General features: G+C 64.8%; 18 protein-coding genes. 15 read left to right on the top strand and 3 right to left on the bottom strand.

Annotation, left to right across the window (positions count from 1 at the left end):
- The first annotated feature begins 146 nt into the window (after positions 1 to 146).
- Positions 147 to 914: a response regulator transcription factor gene (locus tag AC5RTB_RS04270; protein WP_494059848.1), complete on the top strand. Its 768-nt coding sequence runs from the start codon at positions 147 to 149 to the stop codon at positions 912 to 914.
- Here AC5RTB_RS04270 and AC5RTB_RS04265 read toward each other — a convergent pair.
- Together AC5RTB_RS04265 and AC5RTB_RS04260 are read right to left on the bottom strand one after the other, a co-directional pair.
- The gene (locus AC5RTB_RS04265; protein ID WP_494059847.1) at positions 911 to 1,312 is read right to left on the bottom strand and encodes an Hpt domain-containing protein; all 402 of its coding nucleotides are present in this window, start codon (positions 1,310 to 1,312) and stop codon (positions 911 to 913) included. The two genes, AC5RTB_RS04270 and AC5RTB_RS04265, sit on opposite strands and share 4 nt — an antisense overlap.
- On the bottom strand, positions 1,305 to 1,484 hold the full coding sequence (locus tag AC5RTB_RS04260; protein ID WP_494059846.1) for a hypothetical protein: 180 nt from the start codon (positions 1,482 to 1,484) through the stop codon (positions 1,305 to 1,307). Before AC5RTB_RS04260 ends, AC5RTB_RS04265 begins: the two co-directional genes overlap by 8 nt.
- Positions 1,485 to 1,638: 154 nt before the next feature.
- Here AC5RTB_RS04260 and AC5RTB_RS04255 point away from each other — a divergent pair, with 154 nt between their 5' ends.
- From AC5RTB_RS04255 to AC5RTB_RS04190, 14 genes are all read left to right on the top strand, one after another.
- Positions 1,639 to 2,301, top strand: coding sequence for a GntR family transcriptional regulator (locus AC5RTB_RS04255; protein WP_494059845.1), 663 nt, complete (start codon positions 1,639 to 1,641; stop codon positions 2,299 to 2,301).
- Positions 2,302 to 2,551: 250 nt separating this feature from the next.
- The gene (locus tag AC5RTB_RS04250; protein WP_494059844.1) at positions 2,552 to 3,319 is read left to right on the top strand and encodes an SDR family NAD(P)-dependent oxidoreductase; all 768 of its coding nucleotides are present in this window, start codon (positions 2,552 to 2,554) and stop codon (positions 3,317 to 3,319) included.
- Positions 3,312 to 3,905: a carboxymuconolactone decarboxylase family protein gene (locus AC5RTB_RS04245; RefSeq protein WP_494059843.1), complete on the top strand. Its 594-nt coding sequence runs from the start codon at positions 3,312 to 3,314 to the stop codon at positions 3,903 to 3,905. The genes AC5RTB_RS04250 and AC5RTB_RS04245 overlap by 8 nt, the downstream gene beginning before the upstream one ends.
- A 56-nt stretch (positions 3,906 to 3,961) precedes the next feature.
- Positions 3,962 to 4,975 (top strand): TAXI family TRAP transporter solute-binding subunit, encoded by a 1,014-nt coding sequence (locus AC5RTB_RS04240; protein ID WP_494059842.1) that lies wholly within the window; start codon positions 3,962 to 3,964, stop codon positions 4,973 to 4,975.
- 18 nt (positions 4,976 to 4,993) lie between these two features.
- A complete protein-coding gene (locus AC5RTB_RS04235; RefSeq protein WP_494059841.1) occupies positions 4,994 to 5,497 on the top strand; it encodes a hypothetical protein in 504 nt (167 codons plus the stop codon).
- On the top strand, positions 5,494 to 7,674 hold the full coding sequence (locus AC5RTB_RS04230; protein WP_494059840.1) for a TRAP transporter permease: 2,181 nt from the start codon (positions 5,494 to 5,496) through the stop codon (positions 7,672 to 7,674). The genes AC5RTB_RS04235 and AC5RTB_RS04230 overlap by 4 nt, the downstream gene beginning before the upstream one ends.
- A gap of 23 nt (positions 7,675 to 7,697) precedes the next feature.
- Complete coding sequence (locus tag AC5RTB_RS04225; RefSeq protein WP_494059839.1) at positions 7,698 to 8,906, top strand: MFS transporter; 1,209 nt, start codon at positions 7,698 to 7,700, stop codon at positions 8,904 to 8,906.
- Entirely contained in the window at positions 8,903 to 10,135 is a 1,233-nt protein-coding gene (gene lhgO / locus AC5RTB_RS04220) for an L-2-hydroxyglutarate oxidase (RefSeq protein WP_494059838.1), read from the top strand. The genes AC5RTB_RS04225 and lhgO overlap by 4 nt, the downstream gene beginning before the upstream one ends.
- Complete coding sequence (locus AC5RTB_RS04215) at positions 10,132 to 11,022, top strand: dihydrodipicolinate synthase family protein (protein ID WP_494059837.1); 891 nt, start codon at positions 10,132 to 10,134, stop codon at positions 11,020 to 11,022. Before lhgO ends, AC5RTB_RS04215 begins: the two co-directional genes overlap by 4 nt.
- Positions 11,022 to 11,795, top strand: coding sequence for an SDR family oxidoreductase (locus AC5RTB_RS04210; protein ID WP_494059836.1), 774 nt, complete (start codon positions 11,022 to 11,024; stop codon positions 11,793 to 11,795). The genes AC5RTB_RS04215 and AC5RTB_RS04210 overlap by 1 nt, the downstream gene beginning before the upstream one ends.
- A gap of 1 nt (position 11,796) precedes the next feature.
- Positions 11,797 to 12,657, top strand: a complete 861-nt coding sequence (locus AC5RTB_RS04205) for a fumarylacetoacetate hydrolase family protein (protein ID WP_494059835.1) — start codon at positions 11,797 to 11,799, stop codon at positions 12,655 to 12,657.
- Between the two features lie 38 nt (positions 12,658 to 12,695).
- The gene (locus tag AC5RTB_RS04200) at positions 12,696 to 13,874 is read left to right on the top strand and encodes a CaiB/BaiF CoA transferase family protein (RefSeq protein WP_494059834.1); all 1,179 of its coding nucleotides are present in this window, start codon (positions 12,696 to 12,698) and stop codon (positions 13,872 to 13,874) included.
- Positions 13,875 to 13,888: 14 nt separating this feature from the next.
- Positions 13,889 to 15,043 carry an acyl-CoA dehydrogenase family protein gene (locus AC5RTB_RS04195; RefSeq protein WP_494059833.1) on the top strand — a complete coding sequence of 385 codons (1,155 nt, stop codon included), beginning with the start codon at positions 13,889 to 13,891 and terminating at the stop codon, positions 15,041 to 15,043.
- Complete coding sequence (locus tag AC5RTB_RS04190; RefSeq protein ID WP_494059832.1) at positions 15,040 to 16,737, top strand: IlvD/Edd family dehydratase; 1,698 nt, start codon at positions 15,040 to 15,042, stop codon at positions 16,735 to 16,737. The genes AC5RTB_RS04195 and AC5RTB_RS04190 overlap by 4 nt, the downstream gene beginning before the upstream one ends.
- A gap of 1,233 nt (positions 16,738 to 17,970) precedes the next feature.
- On the opposite strand, the gene AC5RTB_RS04185 is transcribed toward AC5RTB_RS04190, so the two are convergent.
- Positions 17,971 to 19,398, bottom strand: a complete 1,428-nt coding sequence (locus AC5RTB_RS04185) for an aspartate ammonia-lyase (protein WP_494059831.1) — start codon at positions 19,396 to 19,398, stop codon at positions 17,971 to 17,973.
- Positions 19,399 to 19,414: the final 16 nt, after the last annotated feature.

Below are 19,414 nucleotides of genomic sequence, written 5' to 3'. Positions count from 1 at the left end.
GGCGTTCTGTCCTCTTGGGAACAGGACCTACCCCCTCAGTGTGGCCCACCAAACTCAAGGATGTGCAGGAAGCTCCTCAAGATTTGGCAAAGACATTCGCGCAACCCGGCTCCCCGGGCACGCGCTCGTCTGGCAAGGTACTGAGTATGGGTACTGATTCTTTCGAGCGCACGGCAGTGATCGTGGAGGACGATTCTGACATCCGCGAGCTCCTGGTACTCACCCTTTCGATGGTCGGATTCAACATCATTGAGACCGCAAGCGGTAGGGAAGCGCTGGATCTGGTCCGGGAGCATCAGCCGGATCTCATCACACTCGACCTGAACCTGCCGGACCTCGATGGAATGGAAGTCTGCCGTCAGTTGCGGCCCCAGACGGACGCCTACATCGTCATGATCACCGCCCGCGTCGAGGAGATCGAACGTGTCATGGGACTGGAGATCGGCGCCGACGACTTCATCGTCAAGCCCTTCAGCCCGCGGGAGGTACGGGCAAGGGTTGCGGCGATGTTCCGCCGCCCGCGATCCTTCGTTGACGCTGGGGCGGCTCCCGGCACGGCATTACAGGGTAACGGCGACGGGACGCGGGACACAGTGGAAGGTGACGGTTCCGTCGTCGTGCATGGTGCCCTGACTGTGGATGTCGAGGGACGGGTAGCGCGGCTCAACGGTGCGGAACTGCCGCTGACAAAGATCGAGTTTGATCTGCTCGCCACGCTGATCACCGGTTCGCGCCGTGTGTGGACGCGGGAAACCTTGCTAGAACGCGTCTGGGGTGAGGGCTGGACGGATGATCATCACCTCGTCGAGGTCCACATCCGGAACCTTCGAAAGAAACTGGGTGAGGACACCAGGGAACCGCGTTTCATCAAGACTGTTCGCGGTGTCGGCTACCGGATGATGCCGGTCGATTAGTCCTGCGCCCGGTGTCTCCCGTGAGTGGGATTGAAACCGGAGCTAGAGGCACCGCCGTTGCCTGAATCGGCCAGGTAGGTGAGGAACCGCTCGGCTTCCCGCACCAGCGTCGGCAGACAGGCGGTCCTGCGACCGGCGCGAATGTCCGTGAGGCACTGGGACACCACATGCTGAAGCCGGGGTGCGCCCACCATGCTCGAGCCCACCTTGAGGCTGAGCAGCGTGGCCTGGGCGGCCTGCTCGTCCTTCGAGCGAATCTCGGCGGTGAGGGCCTGAATGCGCTCCGGGAGGAGTCTCGCGAAGTTGTCGCGATAGCGCAGGGCGTCTGCCACGGCGGGTAACTCGTCCGCGAGACGTCCAATGACCTCCGGCCGGTGTACGGGGAGATACTCAGGCACGCACTGCGCCGGTTCCAGATTCGATGCCGGTTTCGCGGGTAGCGCCCAGTTCAGTTTGCTCTTCAGCCAGGCCAACCTCACGCGCTCCCAACCCGTCGACGAAACCTGTCTCCGGGCCGGCGAACGGTCCGCCCCGGAGAAGTCTGTTTCCACTGTGAACCACATACTTCAAGCCACCGTGTCCTTTTGGGCGAAGCTTTCCTCAAGAATGGTGAAGACCCGTGGCAGGTGCTGATTTTCTGCTGCCGGGGGCCATCCGGAATGGGCTGTGTGTTGAACTAGAGTCAACAGGAAGTTTCGGCGACCGGAAGAGGGAGGACGCGTACATGGCCGCCACATCGCGCAAGCGGCCGCCTACCGCCCAGGCCTTTGCGCTGGCCGAACTGCGTCGCATGATCATCGCCGGCGAGGTGCAGCCGGGCGAGCCGCTGCGGCAGGATGCTCTCGCTGAGCGGCTGGGTGTCAGCCGGGTCCCCCTGCGCGAAGCATTCAAGATCCTTGAGGGTGAAGGGCAGATTGTCTACGAGCCGCATCGGGGCTTCAAGGTTGCCCGCCTGTCACTTGCGGATCTCCTGGAGGTGTACCGCATCCGGCAGCTTCTCGAAACCGAGGCCGCGCACGCCGCGGTCAAGCGGGCAGACGGATCGGTGCTGCAGGCCATGAAGGACGCCGCTCTTGAGGTTGAGGCCGCGAGCGCTGCCGCCGACATCCTGCCGATGACCGAAGCCAACCGCCGGTTCCACTTTGCGCTCCTTTCCGCGTCCGGGATGCCGCGCCTCGACCGGCTCATCCAGGTCCTGTGGGATGCCACCGACACGTACCGCTTCGTGTACTACGGCGTTCCCACCAACCGCCACCGCGTCGAGGAGGAGCACAACCTCATCATCGAGGCCTTCGCTGACCGTGATGCTGACCGGCTCGTCAAGCATCTGGACGACCACCGCGACCACGCCGTCGATGCCCTTCGCAGGTTCCTGGACGCCAAGTAGCGCAGCTGGGACATTGCTCAATCTCCGCCAGAACGAGCGAAATTCGCTCAGCGACGTCCAGATTGAGCAGTTTCTCTGAGGGGTTTGCCGCGGCAGGAACGCAGGGTCACGCCTGACCCAACCCGTCTTCCAGGACCTCCCCGAGTAACATGTCACACTCCGAAAAAGTCCCCCAAAACGAAGTTACCTCTGCTAACTTAAATGTGACGGGGGTTACAACCGGTCCTCGTTTTGTATACAATCTCCAATAGTGCTTTATTTCGAAGACGAAACAGAAGGACCGCAATACGTGGACAACTGGCTGGGACTTGCCGATAGGCGGGTGCTTATCGCCGGCGCCGGGGGCATCGGAGACGCCTGTGCCGCCGCGTTCAACGCGGCGGGTTCCCGGGTGATTGTTGCGGACATTGATGAGTCACGCCTCAAGGGCTACGAGGGCGGCCTAACAGTCGACTTCTCAACGGCGGGAGGCTGCGAAGACGCCGTCGAGGCGACGGTCGAAACGCTCGGCGGCATCGATATCCTCCTCCACGCTGTCGGCGTCAACCATCGCGTTCCCGTTCTCGAAACCAGAGACGAAGACTGGCAGCGCACCATCGACATCAACCTCTCCAGCGCCTTCCGCCTCGGCAAAGCCGCCGGGAAGCACATGGTCGACGCCGGCTGGGGCCGACAGGTGTACTGCTCCTCGGTCTCGGGCATCCTCGCCCACCCCGACCACGGCCCCTACGCCGCCAGCAAGGGCGGCATCAATCAGATGATGCGCGTCATGGCCCGGGAATGGGCCTCCAGCGGCGTGACCGTCAACGCGATCGCCCCCGGGTACACCGAAACAGAACTCACACGGACGCACCTGGACAAGCCGGGAGTCCGCGAGCACTACACGTCGCTGGTCCCCGCCGGGCGGCTCGGCAACGTCGACGACCTCACTGGGCCCGTCCTCTTCCTCTCCTCCGAGCAGGCGTCCTTCGTGACCGGGCACGTCCTCTACGTGGACGGAGGTCGAACCCTTGTCTGACCGCTTCCCCCTCCTGGCCCCCGGTGACCTGTCCCCGGACCAGCAGGAGCTCTACGACAGGATTACCGCCGGCCCGCGCGCCAACGGTCCGTTCACAATAATGTACGACGACGGCTCCCTCGCCGGCCCGTTCAATGCCCTCCTCTTCGCGCCCGGCATTGGCAACGCGGTGCAGGAACTCGGCGCTGCGCTGCGGTTCAAAGGCCAGCTCCCCGACCGCACCCGCGAGCTCGTGATCTGCGCCGTCGCGGCAGCCCTGAAGTCCGAGTACGAGTGGTACGCGCACAGCCGCGCGGCCGCCGTCGTCGGCGTTTCCGAAGAGGAGTTGGCCCAGCTGAAAGCGGGCAGCATCCCGACGGGCGCATCGGACAGCGAAACCGCTGCCCTCAAACTCACCCGGGAGCTGGTCGCTGAAGCCGGTGTGGGAGAAGACATCCATGCGGAGGCGCAGAAGCACTTCGGCGCCAGCGGGATGACAGAACTGGCAGTTCTCGTGGGGTACTACCGCACCCTCGCGGGACTGCTGGCCGTGGCCGACGTCCCGGCCCCGGCCGAAACGGCTCCACACAAGGGGCATCAGCAATGAGAACCAACGCCATCAACACCGCACCACACACCCACCACATATCAAGGGAGAAACCCATGACCAGCACCAAGAACAAGGTACGCGGACCGCGCATCGTTGCCGCCGCAGTCCTTGCACCGGCACTGTTCCTGAGCGCCTGCGGCAGCCCGCAGCCCGGCGGCGGAGGCGGTGGCGGCGAAGGTCCGGAGGCCGGCGGAGGTGGGGCTCTGTCCATCGCGACCGGCGGCACCGGCGGCGTGTACTACCCGCTCGGCGGCGGTTTCGCGACGGTCATCCGCGAAAACATCGAGGGCTACGACGCCACTGTTCAGGAAACCAACGCATCGGTGGACAACATCCTGCTGCTCGAAAGCGGTGCCGCGCAGCTCGCCCTCGCCGTGGGTGACGTGGTGTCGGACGCTTTTGAGGGAGTGAATGACTTCGAGGGCAAGCCACAGGAGATCTGCTCGCTCGGCAACGTCTACAACAACTACCTGCAGCCGGTCACTGTTGAGGACACCGGTATCCAGACCGTTCCGGACATGAAGGGCAAGGTCGTCTCGGTGGGCGCGCCCGGCTCGGCGACGGAAGTTGCCGCGCTCCGCACCCTTGAGGCCGCCGGCATTGATCCGGAAGCGGACATTGACCGCCGCCAGCTCGGTGTTGCCGAAACGGTGGCGGCGCTTCGGGACGGCACCATCGACGCCGGCTTCTGGTCGGGCGGCCTGCCCACCGGTGCGCTGATCGACCTCGCGGCCGACGGTGACATGGTGATCGTGCCGATCGGTGAGTACGCCGCACCGATGGCCGAGGAATTCGGTGAGTTCTACGTCGAGCAGGAAATTCCCGCGAACACCTACGAGGGACAGACGGAGGCGGTTCCCGTGATCGTCTCGCCGAACATCCTCGTTGCCCCGTCCAACATGGATGAGCAGCTCCAGGAGGACATCACCACAGCGCTCTTCGAGAACAAGGAACAGCTCATCCAGGTACACCCCGCCGCGGAAGAGATGGACCCCGCCACGGCCGGTGACGTTCCGTTCGTAGAGACCTGCCCCGGCGCGCAGAACTACTTCGACCAGGCCGGCTAGATAACAAGGACGCAGCTCGTGGCAGCTCGCTCAACAACTGTCGTCGCCGTGCTGTTGTGCCTCGGCACGCTGGCCGGCGTGACTGCCGGGAACGCTGAACCATCGCAGCGTGCCCTGGTGGTCTCGAACGACGGCGGCGAGCTCGCCACGGTGCCCCTGACCGGGGACACCTTCGCGGTGAGCTACCGCAACTCGATCTACCAGACCCTCGCCGAGGAGCGTTACGAGGTGCTCGCCGACGGCTCCTACCGCCTGGTGGAGATAGCGGCCGACCAGCTGGCCGTCCTCGAGGAGTACTACGGCGTTCCTGATGCCCCACTGCCTGCCGGTTCACAAGACCGGCGCAACTATGTTGTACCGCCGAACCCTTCCCGTCCGGTGGTCTTCCGGAGCCTTTCACTCGCTGCCACCGACCTCGGGCAGCGCACTCTCCACGTCCCCGGACAACCGCCGCTTGAGCTGTGGTCGCTCGTCGGGAACGACCATCCGTTCGTTGTGCTAGACATCAAGGAGACCCAATGACCGAGCGACCAGACGGCAAAGGTGCCGCACCCGCCCGAGCGGGAAAGCGACGGAAATCATTAGCCGAGGATCCCGACCACGAAACCCCGGCCGGCCACGGTTCTCACCGAATGACCGCAGCAGAGCGCAAAGCCGCCCGGCATGAGCGGATATCGAAGGAGGAGTTCAGGGCTTCTCCGGAACCCCACGAGGATCCCGACGGCAAGCTGGACGAAGAAGCGCTGATTGCCGAGTTCGAGGCCGAAAAGCCCGCCCGGCACCTCAGCGGCAAGCCCGCCGTGATCATCAAGGTGGTCGGCGTCGCGCTGTCCGCCTTCGGCCTGTACTGGGTGTTCAACCCGATGGCAACGCAGTTCTACCTGCCGGCGTTCCTGATGATCGGCCTGTCCATGACGTTCCTTGTGTACCGCGGTTGGGGCCGGACGGACAAGGACAAGGCAGCCGGCAAGTCAGACAATCCGCACATTCTCGACTGGGCGCTGGCCATCATCGCCGCCGTCCCGTTCTTCTACATCATCAGTGACTGGGACTCGTTCTTCCGGCGCGCGGTGGTTCCCACCTACCTCGACCTCATCATGGGTACGATCGCGATCCTGGTGGTCCTTGAAGCTGCACGGCGCACCGTCGGCATCCTGGTTCCGATAGTGGTGCTCGGCTTCTTCGCGTACGCCTACTTCGGTCCCTACTTCCCGGCGCCGTTCAATACGTCCTCATTCGGGTGGATCCGGCTGGTGGGACACAACGTGATGGGAACCCAGGGCATCTTTGGAGTGCCAACGGATGTGGCGGCGACGTACATCATCCTGTTCACTATTTACGGCGCCGTGCTCACGGCATCCGGCGCCACGAAGTTCTTCATTGACCTGTCCTTCTCCGCATTCGGCCAGTCCAAGTCGGGCCCCGGACGCACCGTGACCCTGGCTGGCTTCCTGCTCGGTACGGTCTCCGGTTCGGGCGTTGCAACCACCGTGACCCTCGGTGGTATCTCGTGGCCGCTGCTGAAGAAAGCCGGCTACCCGAAGGAAAACGGTGGTGGCGTCCTCGCGGCTGCCGGTATCGGCGCGATCATGTCACCTCCGACCCTCGGCGCCGCGGCGTTCATCATCGCCGCGCTGCTGAACGTCTCCTACCTGCAGGTGCTGATCTGGGCCACCATCCCCACCCTGCTCTACTACCTCGGCATCATCCTCGCGATCGAGATGGATGCACGGAGATTCAAGACCAAGCCCGTCGAGATGCAGACGAAGCCGGCAGGCAAGTTGCTTATGCGGTTCGGCTACCACTTCAGTTCGCTGGTGGCGATCGTGGTGTTCATGGCCATGGGCATGACGCCGTTCCGTGCCGTTGTGTATGCCACAATCCTTGCCTTCCTACTCAGCTTCCTGGACCGGGAATCGTGGATGTCGCCGAAGCGCATCTGGGATGCGCTGGCAATCGGCGCCACCGGCGCGCTGTCGGTCATCCCGGTGATGGCGGCCGCGGGCATCATCGTTGGCGTCATGACGCTGACCGGGCTCGGCCTGAAGCTCGCGAACATCATCGTCGACTTCGCCGGCGGGTCACTGTTCCTCACGGCCCTGTTCTCGGCGATCTCGGTGATCCTGCTGGGCCTTGCCGTTCCGGTGACTGCCAGCTTCATCATCTCCTGGGTCATCATCGGCCCGGCGCTGCAGGACGTCGGCGTCCCCGCGTTCGCCGCGGCGATGTTCATCTTCTACTACTCCGTACTCAGCGAGGTTTCGCCTCCGACGGCGCTGTCCCCGTTCGCGGCCTCCGCCATCACCGGCGGCAAGCCCATACCAACCATGTGGCTGACCTGGCGGTACACCCTCTCGGCCTTCCTGGTGCCGTTCATCTTCGTGCTCTCCGGCCCGGGCGTCGGCCTGCTGATGCAGGGTGGTGTTCCGACGGTGCTCCTGGCGCTGGTCATCTCGGCGATCACGGTGGCTTCCCTGGCCGTGGCATTCGGCGGCTGGATCGCAGGGCCGGCGAACTGGCTGGAACGTGCGCTGATCGGTCTCGGCTCGCTGCCGTTGCTGGTGATGGAGCCGATCTACATGATGGTTGGCGGAAGTATGGTGGCCCTCGGCCTGGTGCTGCACTTCATCCGCCGGAAGCGGCACTCCCACGATGAACCCACACCGGCAGCCGCCGGTGCCGCCGAAACAACCGCGTGAGCCTACCGTCCTCGGGACGGCCTGTGACCACCCTGTTGCAGGCCGTCTCCGTCACTACTACCGGGGTGCTGCCCGCGTTCCTCCTGGGTGCGCTGGCGGTACAGATCCGCGACGACCTCCACCTGGGGCCGGCTCAGATGGGCATCGCAACGGCAACCCTGTTTGCGGCGTCCGGGACCCTTGCCCGACCGCTGGGCGGAGTGGTGCAACGGGTCGGTGCCGGGCGCGGCATGGTCTTCTCGGCCTGCCTCGCGACTGTGGCGCTGGTGGGCGCCGGAGCAGCGCCGTCGTTCCCCGTTCTGGTGGCGGCGCTGTTCATCGGCGGCCTTGCCAACGCCATGGCGCAGCCCGCGGCCAACCTCGGCATTTCCCGCAGCATCGGCAGCAACCGGCTGGGTCTGGCGTTCGGTGTGAAGCAGTCGTCCATCCCGGCGGCGTCGTTGCTGGGCGGACTCGCGGTTCCCGGGGTCGCGTTGGTGTTCGGCTGGCGGTATGCCTTTTTCTTCGGCGCCGCGCTGGCGCTGTGCCTCGCCCTCTGGGCGCTGGTCCGTGGCCAGGCACCGATGGCAACGACGACGGCGGCCAGCCACCCGGAGGACCGCGGTACCCCGCGTGCCGGGCTGGTGGTCCTCACGGTCGGCGCCGGTCTCGCTGCTGCGGCTGCCACCTCGCTCGGCGTGTTCCTGGTGGACTCGATGGTGCAATCGGGCATTGCGCCCAGCACCGCCGGGTACCTCTTCGCCGGTGCGGCGGTCATAGGCCTCGGCATCCGCATCCTGCTCGGCGCGCTCATGGACAGGATGCCCACCCGCAGCCCCTACGTCTTGATCGCCAACCTGCTGGTGGCCGGCGTCGTCGGCTACTGGATGCTCAGTGTCGGGTCGACCGCGCTGATGGTGACCGGCACACTCCTTGCCTACAGCGCAGGCTGGACCTGGCCGGGGCTGCTGCACTTCGCCGTCGTGCGGGATAACCGGCTGGCGGCCGCGTCGGCGACCGGTGTGGTCCAGACCGGTCTCTCGCTAGGCGCGGCCGGCGGGCCGCTGCTGTTCGGGCTGCTGGTGAGCGCCACCTCATATTCCACGGCCTGGGTGGTGGCCGGCGTCGTCTCGCTGGCCGCTGCCCTTACGTTCCGCATCGGGCGCCGGATGATCCGCAAATCGCGCGGAGTTCCGGTGTTCACACTGTCCTCGCTGCGACGCAACCAGACCCCTGTTAAGGAGACCCAATGACAGCCACACGCTATGCGGTGATCGGCGGCGGCATCCTAGGCACCGCCGTCGCCCGGCGGTTGCTCCAGCAGCAGCCGGACGCGAAGGTCACCGTCCTCGAAAAGGAAGCCAAACTCGCCGCGCACCAGACTGGCCGGAACTCCGGAGTGGTGCACGCCGGCCTCTATTACACCCCCGGGTCGCTGAAGGCGACGCTGTGCCGCCGCGGTGTGGAGTTGCTGAAGGAGTACTGCAGCGAGCGCGGACTGATCTATGACGAGTGCGGCAAAGTGCTTGTTGCCCGGAACGCGGTCGAGGAATCGCGGCTGGGTGACATCATGACCCGCGCCCGGGCCAACGGAGTCCCGGGTGTGCGGATCATCAACCGCGACGAGCTTCGCGAGATTGAGCCGCATGTTGAAGGCGTCGGCGGACTGCACTCCCCACACACGGCGATCGTGGACTACGGCGCGGTGACGCGGGCGTTCGCCGAGGACATCGAGGCCGCCGGCGGCACCGTGCACACCGGCTTCGAAGTGACCGGCCTGACCACCCGCGGCGGAGAAACGCTCGTCACCGGACGCCACAACGGCGAGGACACCTGGGAGATCTTCGACTCCGTGATCATCTGCGCCGGGCTGCACGCGGACCGGGTGGCAAAACTCGCGGGCGACGACGAGGACCCGAAGATCGTCCCCTTCCGCGGTGAGTACTACCTCCTCAAGCCGGAGAAGCGGTCCCTCGTCAAAGGCCTCGTATACCCTGTGCCGGATCCGCGGTACCCGTTCCTTGGCGTACACCTGACCCCACGCACCGACGGCGAGGTGATGGTCGGCCCCAACGCGGTGCTCGCGCTCGCCCGCGAGGCGTACGGCTGGGGAACGGTCTCCCCCCGGGACCTGGGCGACGCCGTCGGTTACCCCGGTTTCCGAGCTTTCGCGAAGCAGCACTGGCGTACCGGCGCCGTCGAAATGGTGGGTTCGCTGAGCAAGCGTCGCTTCGTCGCCGAGGCACGCAAGTACGTGCCGGAACTGACGATTGACGACGTCGTTCCCGGGCCCAGCGGCATCCGCGCCCAGGCGCTGGACCGCGATGGTTCCCTGGTGGATGACTTCCGGATCACCCGCCACGGCTCAGTGCTGGCGGTGCGGAATGCGCCGTCGCCGGCTGCGACGTCGTCGCTCGCCATTGCCGAGCACATTGTTTCGCTTGTACTGAACCAAAATCCTGACAGTGAGGAAGCCGCATGACGCATCTAGCAAAGGGCCTGTGGGGCGTGCTTGCCACGCCGTTCGCCGGGCCGTCGTTCACCGTCGACACCGAGTCGCTGAAGCGGGAAGTCGAGCTGTACACGCACATTCCGGCCACCGGAATGGTGGTGCTCGGAGTGTTCGGCGAGGGCGCCACGCTTGATACCGGCGAGCAGATCCTCACTGTGTCCACCGTCGCCGAAGCTGCCGAAGATACCCCTCTCGTCGTGGGACTGTCGTCGCGCACCACGAACGTCGCGATCGAACAGGCCAACACAGCCGTCAGCGCTGCAGGGTCCAACCTTGCCGCGATCATGGTGCAGGCGAACACACCGAATCCGGACCTGCTGACCCGGCACCTCACTGCAATCCATGAGGCAACCGGCGCGGACATCGTGCTGCAGGACTACCCCGTGGCCTCCGGGGTGAAGATCAGCACCGCGCAGATTCTGGCCGTCGTCGAGCGCTGCCCGTTCATCTCCGCCGTGAAGTCAGAGGCGCCGCCCACCGCGGCGGCGATCGCCCAGCTCACTGCCAGGACCGATGTGCCGGTCTTCGGTGGACTCGGCGGCGTCGGTCTGATCGATGAGCTCGCGGCCGGTGCCGCCGGCGCCATGACCGGCTTCTCCCACCCGGAAGCGCTGCAGCTGGCTATCGAAGCGAACCGCGCCGGCGGCTTCCGCGCCGCCCGCGACGTCTTTGCGCCGTGGCTGCCGCTGGCGAACTTCGAGGGTCAACCCGGCATCGGCCTCGCCTTACGCAAGGAAATCCTCAGACGCCGCGGCATCATCGCCGAAGCGCTCGTCCGCCCGCCTGCACCCACGCTGCCGCCGGAACTGGTTGACATGATCGACGCACACCTCGAAGCTGTAAAGGAGCTCGCCTGATGGATACGGGACTCAAGGGTAAGAACGTACTGGTGCCGGGGTCGAGCTCCGGGATCGGGTTGGCTATTGCCAAGGCGCTAGCCGAGGAGGACGCCAATGTGGTGCTCGCCGCCCGCCGCGAGGATCTGGTGCGCGCCGAGGCAGAGAAGCTGCCCTCCGCCGTCGGGGTCGGGATTGACCTGAATCTGGAGGGCGCGCAGGAGCGGCTGGTCGAGGCGGCCGAGGCGGCGTTCGGGCCGATCGACGTACTGGTGCTCAACAGCGGTGGCCCGCCTCCCGGCGGCGCGGCCGACGTGTCGGATGAGCAGGCACTGGCCGCCGTGAACCAACTGCTGCTGCAGCACATCAAACTCACCAACCTGGTGCTGCCCGGTATGCGTGAGCGCGGCTGGGGGCGAATTATCGCCGTCGGATCCAGCGGGGTGCAGAGTCCGCTGCCGAACCTGGCGTTGTCCAACATTGGCCGCGCCGGGCTGGCCGGATACCTGAAGACGCTCGCCAACGAGGTTGCTGCCGATGGGGTCACGGTCAACATGGTGCTACCGGGGCGCATCGACACCGACCGGGTGGCGTCCCTCGACGAGGCCGCCGCGAAGCGCACCGGCAAGACGCCCGAGGAAGCCCGTGCTTCCTCCGAGGCAACCATCCCGGCAGGGCGGTACGGCAGGCCGGCGGAGTTCGGCGCCGTCGTCGCGTTCCTTGCCAGCCAGCCCGCAGCCTACGTCACCGGCGAACAGATCCGCTGCGACGGCGGCCTGGTAAGGAGCTACTGAGATGAGACACACCCTGCATCTCTGCTCGGTCCGCATGGGCGCGGACGAGTTTGCCGCCGTCGTGCACCCGCGGCGCGGCGTCGCGCTGGTCCGCGACCTGCTGCCCGGCTTCACCGGCGACATCCGCGACGTGCTGGTCGAAGAACTCCTGGACCAGTTGGAGTCGGCGGCGGATGCGGCCGACGACGCCGCCTTCCGCGACCCTTCCGATGTCATTTTCGGCGCTCCGTACCGGCACCCGCGGATGCTGTGGGGCATCGGGCTGAACTACGTGGAGCACGCGTCGGATCTGTCCGAGGGTGTGCCGGAGGAGCCGGCGTCGTTCATCAAGGGCGACCACACCATCATCGGGCCGGGTGAGGACATCCCCATTCCGTCGCAGAGCGAGCGGACGACCGCGGAGGCGGAGGTCGCAGTCGTCATCGGGCGGTATTGCCGCAACGTGGAGGTGGACGAGGCGCTGGACTATGTGGCCGGCGTCGTGCCCGTACTGGACCAGACGGCCGAGGACATCCTGCAGCGGAACCCCCGGTTCCTGACCCGGTCCAAGAACTTCCCCGGGTTCTTCTCGTTCGGGCCGCGGATTGTGCCGCTGGCCGAGGCAGTGGGTGACGGGATCCTCGCGGACATGGAGGTGTCGACGGTGGTCAACGGCGAGGTGCTGCGGACCAACACCGTGGCGCATATGCGGTACAGCCCCGAGTACCTGATCAGTTTCCACTCGAAGGTGATGCCGCTCTACCCGGGCGACATCATCTCCACCGGCACGCCCGGAGCCATCCACGTCAAACCCGGCGATACGGCCGAATGCCGCGTTGCCCGGGTCGGCACGCTGAGCAATCCCGTGACCGCGGGGCCCTGAGGCCACACAGCACCACCAACTAAGGAGGATGACGCGCAATGGGCACGTCAGCATCGCGAACCGGTCCCCTCGACGGCGTCCGGGTGGCGGACTTCTCCCGCGTCCTCGCGGGACCCTATGCGTCGATGATGCTCGCCGACTTCGGGGCGGACGTCATCAAGGTGGAGAGCCCTGCCGGGGACGACACCCGGTCCTGGACGCCGCCCGTCGACGAGCACGGCGTCGGCACTTACTTCTCGAGCGTGAACCGGAACAAACGCTCGGTGGTGTGCGACCTGCGGACTGACGAGGGGCTGGCGCGGGCTCGGGATATTGCGCTGCACGCTGACGTGGTGATCGAGAACTTCCGGCCGGGCGTGATGACGAAGTTCGGGCTGGACTACGAGACCCTGCACGCGGAGAAACCCGACCTCATCTACTGCTCCATCACCGGCTTCGGTGCGACGGCGGGGGCTCACCTTCCCGGGTATGACCTCCTGGTGCAGGCGGTCGGCGGGCTGATGAGCGTGACCGGGTCGCTGGACTCGGAGCCGAGCAAGGTGGGTGTTGCGTTGGTGGACGTGCTGACCGGGCAGAACGCCGTCGTCGGAATTCTTGCGGCGCTGCGGCATAAGGACGCGACCGGGCAGGGGCAGCGGATCGACGTGAACCTGCTGTCATCGCTGCTGGCGGGGCTGGTGAACCAGGCGTCGAGCACGCTGGCCACCGGTGAGGCGCCGCAGCGGATGGGCAACGCGCATCCGTCGATTGCGCCCTACGAGACGCTTGCCACCGCGGACGGGCCCCTGGCTGTCGCCGTCGGGACGGACCGGCAGTTCGCATCGCTCGTTCGTATTCTTGGTGTTCCTGAACTTGCCGACGATGAGCGGTTCCAGACCAACACCGAGCGCGTGGCGCACCGGGATGAACTGAAGGCTCTGCTCGAGGAGCAGCTCGCCAAGCGTCCCGCGGCCGAGTGGTCCGCCGTCCTGTCGAAGGAGGGCGTGCCGGCCGGGAAGGTGAACTCCATTGTGGAGGCGCTTCAGTTGGCCGAGGAGCTGGGACTTGATCCCGCCGTCGAAATGGCCGACGACGCCGGCCCACGCACCAGCCACCAGGTCGCCAACCCGATCCATCTCTCCGAGACCCCCGCGAGCTACCGGCGCCTGCCGCCGCTGCTCGGCGAACACAACGATGCGACGTTCGCGTCGCTCTCGACCACCACCCCTTCCACCTGAAAGCCGGTTGAACCATGACTGTCGACCTTCTGTCCATCGACTCACTCCTGTCGGAAGAGGAGATATCGCTGCGCTCCTCCGTCCGTTCCTTTGTGGACAGCGAGATCAAGCCAAACATCGCCGAGTGGTATGACAACGCGGTGTTCCCGCTGGAGATCGTGCCGAAGATGGCGGAGTTGGGCCTGCTCGGCATGCACATCAAGGGGTACGGCTGCCCGGGCCGCAGCTCGGTGGAGTACGGCCTTGCCGCGCTGGAGCTTGAGGCGGGCGACTCCGGCCTGCGGACGTTCGTGAGCGTGCAGGGGTCGCTGGCGATGAGCGCCATCGCCAAGCACGGCTCCGAGGAGCAGAAAAACGAGTGGCTGCCCCGCATGGCCAAGGGCGAGGCGATCGGCTGTTTCGGGTTGACGGAGCCCGGTTCCGGTTCCGATCCCGGGTCCATGGTGACCAATGCCCGTAAGGACGGTTCCGATTGGGTTCTGAACGGCGCCAAGCGGTGGATCGGGCTGGCAACGATTGCGCAGGTCGCGATCATCTGGGCAATGACCGACGACGGCGTCCGCGGCTTTGTGGTGCCCACCGATACGCAGGGCTTCACTGCGACGGCGATTCGGCAGAAGCTGTCGATGCGGGCGTCGATCCAGTGCGATATCGAGTTGGTCGACGTGCGGCTGCCCGAATCGGCGATGCTCCCCAAGGCTCGCGGGTTGCGTGGTCCGTTCGAGTGTTTAAACGAGGCACGCTACGGGATCATCTGGGGCGCAATGGGTGCGGCGCGGGACAGCTATGAGGCGGCGCTGGCGTACTCGAAGGAGCGCATGCAGTTCGACAAGCCGCTCTCCGGGTATCAGCTGACGCAGCAGAAGCTCGTGAACATGGCGCTGGAGATCAACAAGGGCATGCTGCTGGCGCTGCAGGTCGGCCGGCTGAAGGATGCCGGGACGCTGGAGCCGCACCAGATCTCAGTGGGCAAGCTGAATAACTGCCGCGAGGCGATTGAGATCTGCCGGGAGGCGCGGGCGATGCTCGGCGGCAACGGGATCACGCTGGACTATTCGCCGCTACGGCACGCGAACAACCTTGAGAGCGTGCGCACTTATGAAGGTACTGACGAGGTGCACACCCTCATCCTGGGCAACCACATCACGGGAACGCCTGCGTTCCGGTGACTTCATCTGAGCCTTCGGGTCTGCGCCGGGGCCTCACGAGCTACGGCGACGCCGAGTTCTCGCTGTTCCTCCGGAAGGCGTTCATCAAGGGCGCCGGGTATTCGGATGATGCGCTGGACCGGACCGTCGTCGGCATTGTGAACACCGGCAGCGGCTACAACCCGTGCCACGGCAACATGCCGGCGCTGGTCGAGGCAGTGAAGCGCGGCGTGATGTTGGCCGGTGGGCTGCCCGTGGAGTTCCCGATCATCTCGGTGCACGAGAGCTTCTCCTCCCCCACCAGCATGTTCCTGCGGAATCTGATGTCGATGGACACGGAGGAGATGATCCGCGCGCAGCCGATGGACGCCGTCGTACTCATCGGTGGGTGTGACAAGACGGTGCCGGCGCAACTGATGGGTGCGGCGTCGGCTGGCGTGCCCGCGATCTCGCTGGTCACCGGGTCGATGTTGACCGGCGGGTATCGCGGCGAGCGGGTCGGAGCGTGCACGGACTGCCGCGCGTACTGGGGCAAGTTCCGTGCGCAGGAGATTGCAAAACCAGAGGTCGACGACGTGAACTCGCGCCTGGTGGGTAGCGTCGGCACCTGCTCGGTGATGGGAACGGCGAGCACCATGGCGTGCATTGCCGAGGCGATGGGGATTGCGCTGCCTGGGTCTGCTTCTGCGCCGGCTGTGACGGCGGACCGGGTGCGGATTGCCGAGGCTACGGGGACGCAGGCTGTGGCTCTGGCTGCTGCCGGTGTTGCGCCGTCGTCGATCCTGACGCCCGAGGCTTTCCAGAACGGGCTGCGGATGCTGCTGGCGATCGGCGGGTCGACGAATGCGATCATCCATCTGACCGCTGTCGCGGGACGGCTGGGGATCAAGCTGTCGCTGGATGAGCTGGACCGGATGAGTGCCGAGACGCCGGTGCTGGTGGACCTGAAGCCGTCGGGCAAGTACTACATGGAGGACTTCCACCGTGCGGGCGGCGTTCCCACCGTGCTCCGCGAGTTGGGTTCGCTGATCAATCGCGATGTACTCACCGTGACCGGGCGGACGCTGGGCGAAGAGATCGACGACGCCGGTCCGGGCTTCCCGCAGGACATCATCCGGCCGCTGTCGGATCCGATCTATCCGCAGGGCAGCCTGGCGGTGTTGCGCGGGAACCTGGCTCCCGGTGGGGCGATCATCAAGCAGGCGGCCGTGTCTCCTGCGTTGCTTGAGCATTCGGGACCCGCGGTGGTGTTCGAGGACGCGGCCGACCTGGCTGCTCGAATCGATGATCCTGCGCTTGAAGTGACCGCCGATTCTGTTCTGGTGCTTCGGAACATTGGGCCGGTGGGCAACCCCGGAATGCCGGAAGCTGGTTATCTGCCGATCCCTAAGAAGCTTGCGGCCCAGGGCGTGAAGGACATGGTGCGGATTTCGGACGGCCGGATGTCGGGCACTGCGGCCGGCGCGGTGGTGCTGCATGTAACGCCGGAGTCTGCGGTCGGTGGGCCGTTACGGCTGGTGCGGACAGGGGACACGGTCGCGTTGAGTGTGAGTCGGCGGTTGGTGCAGCTTGACGTTTCCGATGAGGAGCTTGCGCGGCGTGCCGAAGAACTCGGGCCCGCGACCCCCTCGTTACCAGAGCGCGGTTATCGACGTCTCTACGTCCAAGAGGTAACCCAGGCGGTCGAGGGCTGTGACTTCAAGTTTCTTCAATAGCCTCCTCGAAGGAATACTGCTTCTCACCGAAGATGAGTGGGTTCACCGCTCCCGTAATCTCTAGCTGTTATACCGCATTGCCACCTTGGCGGGCGCGAACCTCCGCTTGAGAGCTCCCTATTTGCACGACCAACCAACGCCGCAGCCCGTCCGAAAGCGAGGTCATTGGCCCGTATATCGTCGTATGCCATTTGTCGCGCTGCGAAGGCCAGGACCATCCCCCAGTAGTCTCTGTCCCCCGTGGACCGCCTCGCCAGCCACTTCCATGCTTCCTGGAATACCGAGGGAGCCATGCTTCCCCCCCAAAAAAAGCTGAGATGGTGGGGTGCATCATCGGTCCGGCGAGGGAACTCCTCACAAAGTTCGACCGGCGGCCACTCATCGGTGGTGAAGGGTGAGTCACCGTTGAAGAGAGCGCCAAGGAGGAATCCGACAGATCCACACATCCGCTCCCCACCGTTTGGCTCTCCAGATCGATCAGGACAGCGGTGCTGCCACACACTAGGACGTTGCCCGGATGCAAGCCTCCGTGCTGTGCAAATACGCGCGATGTAACAATCATTTCTTGATCGAGCGACGCGAGACTGAGCTCCTGAAGTCGCTTGCTTAGGTCGGTCCACGAGATGTACGGGCGAACCAATTCTTCAAAGCTCAGTACTTATAAATTCACCGGTTGCAGCGCGTCCAGCGCACGCTCAACGTCGGAAAACACTAGTGCTGCATCCCGCTCCGCGGTACCCATCAAGTCAAAGAGAGTTCCGCGTACATCACCCGCGTACTGCGAAACCGTGGCAACATACCCACTGAGTAGCCCTATTTCCTTATGTATCGGACCGGCCACTGATGTTGAGGCAGGAAGAAAAAGTTGCAGTTCTCTACTATCCCGTCTCTTCCGAGAAACCTTAACAACAACGTCGGCGGCAGCACCGTGCACTGACGTTACAGTGCGTACGAGAGACCATACTATTCAATAGACGGCGAGAACCCGTATCAACCACCCGCGCAAGGTCCCGCGGAAGAATTCATCTTGGCGGGCGTAGCTGCGCCGCACGGTCCAGCGAGAGTGGTCCGTCATGTCAACCCGCCCGATGCCCTAGTGCTCTTGGTAGTAGCACCCACGTCCTGCTACGACGCTGTGGCGGTCGATGACGTGTAATGGGCAGACGATGCTCTCTAGCTAGGCGTCTGATCGGCGAACATTGGCACTGCCCAAATAGCCCGTAAGAGTGGGTGTTAGACCGACTTCCTCTCACCGGCGAGGCTGCAGGGTGACAGTGCAAGGTATAGGTTCTGTTCGTCTAACAGCCCCCGCTCGGTTACCAGTGCTGCGATCGTTCGATTGCTGACTAGGGCTTCCTTAGCGAGATCGGCCGCCGCTGAGTAGCCGATCAGTGGTGCCAAGGCAGTGACCACACTGATGGACTCGAGCATTCGCTGCTGAAGTATTGCAGTGTTCGCGCTGATCCCTTCGACACAGTGGGTACGCAAAAGACAACATGCCGCGGTAAGCCAGTCGAGAGATTCGAGAAGGGCATCAGCGATGACGGGTTCGAAGGCGTTGAGTTGGAGCTGACCCGCCTCAACTGCTATCGTCACCGTTGCATCGGCACCAACAATCCTGAACGCAACCTGGTTGACCATCTCTGGGATAACGGGGTTCACCTTGCCCGGCATGATCGACGATCCTGCCTGAACTGCCGGCAGGAAGATCTCCCCGAAGCCGGTCTGCGGGCCCGAGGAAAGCAGACGCAGGTCATTGCAGATCTTCGAGAGCTTCACTGCCGCCCTCTTCAGCACCCCGGATACCAGCATGAAGACACCGGTGTCACTCGTAGCTTCCACCAGGTCCGTCGCGGAAACCAACTGCAGACCGGTCAGAGCATTCAGTTCCTCGATGACGGCATCACGATACCCAGGCGGCGCGGTGATTCCTGTGCCGATGGCAGTTGCGCCAAGGTTGGACTCCCGAAGGTGAGGCAATAATTCCAGCAGCCGCTTCCTGTCTTCCCGGAGAGTTTCCGCAAACGCCCCGAACTCCTGGCCCAGCGTCATGGGCACAGCATCCTGCAGCTGAGTCCGCCCGACCTTGATGATGCCTGCGAATTCCTCGGCTTTAGCAGCGAAGGCGTCACTAAGTCGCTGATGCTCGTCGCACAGGGTAATCAGCTCACGCTGCAAAGCGATCTTGATGGCCGTCGGATAGGTATCATTGGTCGACTGGCTGCGGTTCACATCGTCAATCGGATGCAGGGCGGAGTAGTCGCCCTTCGCACGCCCCATTAGTTCGAGCCCGCGGTTCGCGATCACCTCGTTGACGTTCATGTTGGTACTGGTTCCGGCGCCGCCCTGAATGCGATCGACAAGGAAGTGCTCGTCAAGCAGCCCCTCCATCACCTCGCGCGACGCCGCCTGAATAGCCTCTGACCGAGCCGGTTCCAGCAGTCCGAGCTGTTCATTGGTACGAGCGGCCGCTGCCTTGATGGCGCCGAACCCCCACAGCAGCGAACGCATGCTTCCAATCGTTCGTCCGCTGACGGGAAAGTTCTCCACCGCACGCAGGGTGCTGATCCCGCAGTAGGCGTCGGCAGGAACTTCCCGCTCCCCCAGACTGTCTCTTTCCAGCCGAACGCTGCTAGTCGACGATGCCTCTTGGCTGTTCATGATCTCTTTCTGAGTG

The organism is Arthrobacter sp. M71 S08 (genome assembly GCF_059089725.1).
Note: the sequence above shows the minus strand (reverse complement) of the source record. Positions and strands in the feature narration are given on the sequence as shown.